The 8209-nt window shown below is 58.7% G+C and carries 8 protein-coding genes and 1 pseudogene; all 9 read left to right on the forward strand.

Annotated features, from left to right (window positions below; genetic code table 11):
• The first annotated feature begins 3 nt into the window (after window positions 1-3).
• On the forward strand, window positions 4-1332 hold the full coding sequence (locus tag TRM7615_RS23895; protein ID WP_108792482.1) for a replication-associated recombination protein A: 1329 nt from the start codon (window positions 4-6) through the stop codon (window positions 1330-1332).
• A gap of 47 nt (window positions 1333-1379) precedes the next feature.
• Window positions 1380-1760 carry a fluoride efflux transporter CrcB gene (gene crcB / locus TRM7615_RS23900; protein ID WP_108792484.1) on the forward strand — a complete coding sequence of 127 codons (381 nt, stop codon included), beginning with the start codon at window positions 1380-1382 and terminating at the stop codon, window positions 1758-1760.
• A complete protein-coding gene (locus TRM7615_RS23905; protein ID WP_108792498.1) occupies window positions 1757-2800 on the forward strand; it encodes an RluA family pseudouridine synthase in 1044 nt (347 codons plus the stop codon). Before crcB ends, TRM7615_RS23905 begins: the two co-directional genes overlap by 4 nt.
• Window positions 2797-3468, forward strand: coding sequence for an HAD-IA family hydrolase (locus TRM7615_RS23910; RefSeq protein ID WP_108792486.1), 672 nt, complete (start codon window positions 2797-2799; stop codon window positions 3466-3468). Before TRM7615_RS23905 ends, TRM7615_RS23910 begins: the two co-directional genes overlap by 4 nt.
• 3 nt (window positions 3469-3471) lie before the next feature.
• The gene (locus TRM7615_RS23915; RefSeq protein WP_108792488.1) at window positions 3472-4179 is read left to right on the forward strand and encodes an ATP12 family chaperone protein; all 708 of its coding nucleotides are present in this window, start codon (window positions 3472-3474) and stop codon (window positions 4177-4179) included.
• 210 nt (window positions 4180-4389) lie between these two features.
• Window positions 4390-5406: an amino acid ABC transporter substrate-binding protein gene (locus TRM7615_RS23920; RefSeq protein WP_108792500.1), complete on the forward strand. Its 1017-nt coding sequence runs from the start codon at window positions 4390-4392 to the stop codon at window positions 5404-5406.
• A 129-nt stretch (window positions 5407-5535) separates the two neighbouring features.
• Complete coding sequence (locus tag TRM7615_RS23925) at window positions 5536-6768, forward strand: amino acid ABC transporter permease (protein WP_108792490.1); 1233 nt, start codon at window positions 5536-5538, stop codon at window positions 6766-6768.
• A 3-nt stretch (window positions 6769-6771) separates the two neighbouring features.
• Window positions 6772-8070, forward strand: a complete 1299-nt coding sequence (locus TRM7615_RS23930; protein WP_108792492.1) for an amino acid ABC transporter permease — start codon at window positions 6772-6774, stop codon at window positions 8068-8070.
• A gap of 12 nt (window positions 8071-8082) precedes the next feature.
• Window positions 8083-8209, forward strand: a pseudogene (locus tag TRM7615_RS23935) (amino acid ABC transporter ATP-binding protein); the annotation flags it as partial.

The following is an 8209-nucleotide window of genomic DNA, read 5'->3' on the forward strand; positions in this document are numbered from 1 at the left end:
TCGATGGCGGATCTGTTTGACACAGGCCCCGGGACCAAGGCCGCAGAAGGTAAGACGCCGGACCGGCACCGCCCGTTGGCGGATCGTTTGCGGCCTAAATCTCTGGCCGAGGTGATCGGGCAACAACAGGTTTTGGGACCGGATGCTCCTCTTGGTGTCATGCTGGCATCGGAAAGCTTGTCGAGCCTTATCTTCTGGGGGCCGCCGGGGGTGGGGAAAACAACCATCGCCCGATTGCTGGCAGATGAAAGCGACCTGCACTTTGTCCAAATCAGCGCGATTTTCACCGGCGTACCGGACCTGAAAAAGGTGTTCGAGGCTGCCAAAATCCGACGGCAGAACGGGCAGGGGACGCTGTTGTTCGTGGATGAGATCCACCGGTTCAACAAAGCCCAACAAGATGGGTTCCTGCCGCACATGGAGGATGGAACCATCCTGCTGGTCGGCGCGACCACGGAAAACCCCTCGTTCGAATTGAACGCTGCTGTTTTGAGCCGTGCCCAGGTCATGGTGCTGGAACGTCTGGGCAAGGCGGATCTGGAGGCGCTCACCAAGCGCGCCGAGGAAGAGTTGGGACGAGACTTGCCGTTGCTCTCCCCGGCGCGATCCGCGTTGCAAGACATGGCGGACGGGGATGGGCGCGCTTTGCTCAACCTGATCGAGCAGGTGGCCGCATGGAAAGTGGATGGCGATCTGGACACGGATGCCTTGTCGACACGTCTGATGCGTCGTGCTGCCAAATACGACAAGTCGGGTGAGGAGCATTACAACCTGATCTCGGCCTTGCACAAGTCGGTGCGGGGCTCGGATCCGGACGCAGCGCTCTATTGGTTTGCGCGGATGCTGACGGGGGGCGAGGATCCGCGCTATCTGGCGCGGCGGATTACCCGAATGGCGGTTGAAGACATCGGGCTGGCCGACCCACAGGCACAGACCCATTGCCTGCACGCTTGGGAGGTGTACGAGCGTCTTGGCAGCCCCGAAGGAGAGCTGGCCCTGGCGCAAGCCGTGGTTTACCTGGCACTCGCGCCGAAATCGAACGGAGCTTATGTGGGCTACAAGGCTGCCATGCGGTTGGCCAAAAAGTCTGGGTCAGAGCCGCCACCGAAGCACATCCTGAATGCCCCAACGTCGTTGATGAAGGAGCAGGGGTATGGTTCCGGGTATGACTATGACCACGATGCCGAGGACGGGTTTTCGGGGCAGAACTATTTCCCCGACGGTATGGACCGGCCCGAGCTCTATCAACCGGTCGAGCGCGGGTTTGAGCGTGAGTTGAAGAAGCGGCTGGATTACTTTGCCAAGCTACGCGCGCAGCGCAATGCGGATTGACGCCTGCGAAACTTGACATCCCCGACAGGGCGGGCCAAGGGACCCCCATGTTTTCTTCGGTTCTACATGTGGCGCTTGGCGGCGCGATCGGGGCGTCGCTCCGGTATCTGACGGGCGTGGGCGTTCTGCGGACGTTTGGCCATCAGGAGTTTCCGATCGCCATTCTGACGGTGAACGTTGTTGGCTCGTTCCTGATGGGCCTGTTTGTGGTGACTGCCGCGCATAAGGGGCTGACGCATCTCAACCCGTTGGTGGCAACGGGGATCATGGGCGGGTTCACGACATTCTCGGCGTTTTCGCTGGAAGCCGTGAACCTCTACGAACGCGGAGATCTGGGTCAGGCAGCGCTGTATGTGGCATTGTCGGTAGGCCTGTCGATTGCGGCACTGATGTTGGGCCTGGTGTTGGCCAGAGGAGTATGGGCATGAGCGGAGTACAGATGATCACCGTGGCCGAGGGTGACGGCGACCAGCGCATTGACCGCTGGCTGCGCCGCCTGTTTCCGCATGTGAGCCAGGGCCGTATCGAAAAGATGTGCCGCAAGGGCGAGCTGCGGATTGACGGGGGCCGGGTCAAGGCATCGAGCCGGGTAGAGGTTGGGCAGGTCGTGCGTATCCCACCGCTGCCTGCGACGGATCAGAAACCGGCCGAGCATCGCCCCCGGATCAAAGAGGCGGACGCCCGCATGATCCAGGATTGCGTGATCTATCGAGATGACCATGTGATTGCTTTGAACAAACCCGCGGGTCTGCCGGTGCAGGGCGGTAGTGGGCAGACGAAACATGTCGACGGCTTGGCCGAGGCGTTGCGCTTTGGCCTGGATGAAAACCCGCGCCTGGTGCACCGGCTGGACAAGGACACGTCCGGCGTTCTGATCATGGCCCGCACGCGCGAAGCCGCCAAGGGGCTGACCGCAGCCTTTCGTCACCGCAACACGCACAAGATCTACTGGGCCTTGGTGGCCGGTGTTCCGACCCCCTATTTGGGCGAGATTAAGACGGGCCTTGTGAAGGCGCCGGGACATGGCAAGCACGGAGAGGGTGAAAAGATGATCCCGATCCATTCGCGCGACGTGGATGACACGCCAGGGGCCAAGCGGGCACATACGCTATATGCCACGCTCTACCGCGTGGCCAGTCGCGCGTCCTGGGTCGCGATGGAGCCTGTGACGGGCCGTACACATCAGCTGCGGGCTCATATGTCTGGCATGGGGCATCCGATCATTGGTGACGGCAAATATGGCGGTTCGGGTCAGGAGAATCTGGGCGATGGCTGGGGTGCGCAATTGGGCGGCATCATCAGCAAGAAGCTGCATTTGCACGCGCGTACCTTAAGCTTTGAGCATCCGATCACGCGCAAACCGATCACGGTTACAGCCAATCTGCCACAGCACATGAAAGAGAGCTGGGACACGCTCGGCTGGACCGAGGATCTGGCGGCGGACGACCCGTTTGAGGAACTGCGATGACCGCTGATCTGCGGCTGATCCTATTTGATGTGGATGGCACTTTGGTCGACAGCCAGGCGGCAATTGTTGGCTCGATGACGGTTGCCTTTGATAAGGCTGGCCTGACGGTGCCTGCGCGGCAGGCGATCTTGTCCATTGTTGGTTTGTCCCTGCCTCAGGCGATGGCACGTTTGGCGCCCGAGCAGGATGAGGGCGTTCAGGCGCAATTGGTGCAAGGCTACAAAGACAGCTATCGCGATCAGCGGCTGGCGCAGGGGGCGGCGCATTCACCGCTTTACTCTGGCGCGATGGAGATGCTTGAGGTGCTGCATGCGGTACCCGAGAACCTGCTGGGTGTTGCGACCGGAAAGTCCAAACGTGGCCTTGATGGGTTGATCGAGGCGCATGGAATGGAGCGGCTGTTCGCGACGCGGCAGGTGGCTGATTTTCATCCTTCGAAACCGCATCCGGCCATGATTCATGCCGCAATGGATGAGGCGGGGGTTGAGCCGACCAATTGCGTGATGATCGGCGACACCAGCTATGACATGGATATGGCTGCTGCAGCTGGCGTAGCCGGGATCGGGGTCAGCTGGGGCTATCACAAGCCATCGGCGCTGGTCTCGGCACGCACCATCATTGATACATTCGACCAATTGCCTGACGCATTGGCGCAGATCTGGACCTGAGACATGAGCGACTGGAAACCCAAACGGTTTTGGACCAACAGCACCGTGGTCGAGGCGGACGGTGGATTCACTGTCGAATTGGACGGGCGTAGGGTGAAAACACCGGCCAAAGCTGGACTGATCGTTCCAACCCAGGCCATGGCCAAAGCCATCGCCGAAGAATGGGACGCGCAAGAGGGCGAGGTTGATCCCGCCTCCATGCCATTCACCCGATCGGCCAATGCCGCCATCGACAAGGTCCGTATTCAGCATGCCGAAGTGGCCGACATGTTGGCCGCCTATGGCGATTCGGATTTACTGTGTTATCGCGCGTCACACCCGCAGGAATTGGTGAACCGGCAAGACGAACAATGGTCTCCGGCGTTGGATTGGGCGGCAGAAACTCTGGGCGCGCAGCTGAAACCCGTCTCTGGGGTGGTCCATGAACCACAACCCCGTGAGGTTCTGGATGTTCTGTCGTTCCAGGTTCACGCTTTGGGGCCGTTCCACCTGGCGGCCTTTCATGACCTTGTCAGCCTGTCTGGGTCTTTGATCTTGGGATTCGCGGCTGCCAGAAATTGGCGCGAAGCGGACGAGATTTGGCGCATTTCGCGTGTAGACGAGCTGTGGCAAGAGGAGCAATGGGGCGCCGACGACGAAGCCAGCGAACACGCAGAGATAAAGCGGCAGTCGTTTTTACACGCAAAACGGTTCTTTGACGTATCGGGTTGATCCTTTGCATCACAGCTGATTCAGGTGACCCAGGGTAAACCAGACCCGTCAGATCATTGATTTCTATGATCCTACCCTTGACGTTTTGTGATGATTGCGCCCAAACTTGGCCCCACTAAAGGGGAGATTCCTTTTTGGTAAACGTTCCGGCAAAAACTCATGCCGGTCGAACCGCTCCACAAAGGGGTGGAAAATCAGGAAGAGGTAAAAATGAAAAAAACCGTATTTTTGGGCGCGTTCACCGTCGCCGGTCTGGCAGCAGCAGCTGCAGCAGCGGGCACGATGGATGACGTCAAGGCACGCGGCAAACTGAACTGTGGTGTGACCACAGGTCTGGTTGGCTTTGCGGCGCCGGATGCAAATGGGGAATGGAAAGGTTTTGACGTGGCTGTGTGCCGCGCCGTTGCGGCCGCTGTTCTGGGTGATGCCAGCGCAGTCGAGTTCGTACCGACCACCGGTAAGACACGCTTTACCGCGCTGGCTTCGGGTGAGATCGACATGCTGGCTCGTAACACCACATGGACCTTCTCGCGCGATGTTGACCTGAAGTTCGAATTCACTGGCGTAAACTACTACGACGGTCAGGGCTTCATGGTTCCCAAGGAACTGGGCGTTTCGTCGGCCAAGGAACTGGACGGCGCGACCGTCTGCATTCAGACCGGCACCACCACCGAGCTGAACCTGGCGGATTTCTTCCGCTCGAACAACATCAGCTATGAGCCGGTTCCGATCGAAACCAACGCCGAAGCGCAGCAGCAGTACCTGGCTGGCGCATGTGACGTTTACACCACCGACGCCTCGGGCCTGGCCGCGACACGCGCCACCTTCGAGAACCCCGGTGACCACGTCCTGCTGCCCGAGATCATCTCGAAAGAGCCTCTGGGTCCGCTGGTTCGTCACGGTGACCACGAGTGGGGCGACGTTGTTCGCTGGACTCTGAACGCGCTGATCTCGGCCGAAGAGCTGGGCATCACCTCGGCCAACATCGGTGAGATGTCGGCAGGCACCAACAACCCGGAGATCAACCGTGTCCTGGGCACCGAAGGTACCCTGGGCGAGATGCTGGGTCTGGACGCTGAATGGTCCAAGCGCGCCATCGCAGTCGGTGGCAACTATGGTGAGATCTTTGCTCAGAACATCGGCGAAGAAACCCCGATCGGTCTGGCACGCGGCCTGAACGCTCAGTGGACCGAAGGCGGCCTGCTGTACTCGCCGCCGTTCCGCTAATAAACCAAACGAAAGGGCGCGAGAATTCTCGCGCCCTCTTCGTATCCACTATAACGCTGCGGGCTGTTGCGGAGCGGGGTCAACCCCGACGGGACCAACGGCAACCGCAAGCCACGGGGACCCCACAATATGTCAACTTTGACCGACCCACCAAATGCTGGTTTTCGGTTGTCCATGCTATTCAACGATACCCGGTATCGTTCACTGACATTCCAGGTGATTGCAGCCATAGTTCTGGCACTGTGCATCTGGTATCTGGGCAACAACCTTATTCAGAACCTGCGCGCCGCAGGTCTGAACATTTCCTACAGTTTCCTCGGCGATCCCGCCGGATATGACATCAACCAGCGACTGGTCGAATATGACAGCCAGTCCTCGCATGCGCGCGCAGCGCTTGTTGGTGTTCTCAATACTCTCCTCGTCGCCTTTCTGGCTTGTATCACTGCGACCGTCTTTGGCGTGGTCGCGGGCGTTTTGCGCCTGTCCAACAACTGGCTCGTGTCCAAGTTGATGGCGGTATATGTCGAGATCTTCCGGAACATCCCGGTTCTGATCTGGATCATCATCATCTTCACGATCATGACGGCGGTGATGCCGGGGCCGCGCGCCTTCCGCGGTGACAATGCGACATCCAGCATGGTTCTGGACCTCTTTGCGTTCACCAACCGTGGCGTCTATGTTCCGATGCCCTGGTTTGAAAGTGGGCTTTTCGCGTCGGCGTTCATGAACTGGATGGTCGTTCTTGCCGGGCTGGTGGCGTCGTGGTTCGTATCGGGCCGTGTCACCAACTGGGCCAACCATAAGCAGGAAGAAACCGGTGAACGCCCCAAAACTCTTCTGATCAAGCTTGCGATCTGGTTTGTTCCCTTTGCTGTGCTGATGCTCATCATGGGGCTCAGCTGGGAAGTGCCCGCACTCAAGGGCTTCAACTTCAAAGGTGGCATCAAGATCGGCGGTCCGCTGATCGCGCTGTGGTTTGCCCTGTCGATCTATACAGGTGCGTTCATCGCGGAAAACGTGCGCGCGGGTATTCAGGCGATCTCAAAAGGTCAGACCGAAGCTGCGGCAGCGCTTGGTTTGCGTCAGGGTCGGATCATGAACCTGGTGGTTCTGCCTCAAGCCCTGCGGGTGATCATCCCGCCGCTGATTTCGCAGTATCTGAACATCACCAAAAACTCGTCGCTGGCAATCGCCGTGGGTTATGCGGATATCACTGCGACCCTGGGTGGCATCACGCTGAACCAGACGGGTCGCGCGATCGAATGCGTCCTGCTGTTGATGCTGTTCTATCTTACTGCATCGCTGACGATTTCGATGGTGATGAACATCTACAACTCCTCCGTCAAGCTGAAGGAGCGCTGAGCCATGGCTGATCAAACAACCAACTCCATCGCTTTTGTTGCTGACGGCAACATCCCTGAATCGCCACCGCCGGCAAACGAAACAGGTGTGGTCAAGTGGCTGCGCGATAACCTGTTTTCGAACGTCACCAATTCGGTCCTGACCATCATTTCGCTCTACGTTGTTTACTTGCTGCTTGCCAGCACGATGCCGTGGATGCTGAACGGAGTCTGGAATGCGTCGTCCCTTGCGGAATGTCGTGAGATACTGGCCGGAAAGTCGGGCGCCTGTTTCGCGGTTCTGACCGAACGCTGGCATCAGTTGCTTTATGGGTTCAAATACCCCGCTGACGCCTATTGGCGACCGAACGTGGCCTTCGTGCTGATGCTTGTGGCCATCGCACCTGTTCTGTTCTTTGACCTGCCCCGCAAGCTTTTGCTGTTTACCGCTGTGTATCCCTTCTTGGCCTTCTGGTTGATCTGGGGGGGAACCATCCTGGCGCCGTTGGTGGCTCTGGTTGGTTTCGTAGCAGCTGCCTATGTGTTCCAGACCTTCGGCCGCAGCAGCTTTGCCGTGGGGTTCTTTGGCGCAATTGCCGCAGCTTTTGCAGTCTGGCTGATCGGCGGGGCTCTGATCCCCGAAGGTGCATCTGAGAATGCGATGCTTTCGGCCGTTCCAAGCCGGGATCTTGGCGGTTACATGCTGAACATGATGCTGGGCGTGACCTGTGTGTCGCTGTCCCTGCCTCTGGGTATTGTGCTGGCCCTTGGGCGTCAGTCGAGCATGCCGCTGATCAAGTGGATTTGTGTCATCTTCATCGAATTCGTCCGTGGCGTACCTCTGATCACGCTGCTGTTCGTGGCGTCGGTGATGCTGGCATACTTCTTCCCGCCGGAAAGCACGGTCGACTTGTTCCTGCGTGTGGTGATCATGATCACCATGTTCTCGGCAGCCTATATCGCCGAGGTGATCCGTGGTGGTCTCGCAGCCTTGCCCCGTGGGCAATATGAGGCCGCAGACAGCCTTGGTCTGGACTATCCGCAGGCCATGCGACTGATCATCCTGCCGCAGGCAATGAAGATCTCGATCCCGGGCATCGTGAACGTGGCTGTGGGGCTGTTCAAGGACACCACACTGGTCTCGGTCATTTCGATGTTCGATCTGGTCGGCATGATCCGTGGTCCTATCCTGGCGTCTACCGAATGGAACGGCGTCTACTGGGAGCTTTTGGGCTTTGCCGCACTTGTCTTCTTTGTCGTCTGCTACGGCATCTCTCAATACTCACAGTGGCTCGAGCGTCGCCTCGCCACCGACCACCATTAAGGAGTTCAACTGATGTCTGAACTTATGTCTGACCGCGAAATCGATCGCTCGAAAATGCAGGTGAGCGACGAGGTCGCCATTGAAATCAACAACATGAACAAGTGGTACGGGTCCTTTCACGTGTTGCGCGACATCAATC

It is taken from the genome of Falsiruegeria mediterranea M17 (genome assembly GCF_900302455.1).
Classification (GTDB): Bacteria; Pseudomonadota; Alphaproteobacteria; order Rhodobacterales; family Rhodobacteraceae; genus Falsiruegeria; species Falsiruegeria mediterranea.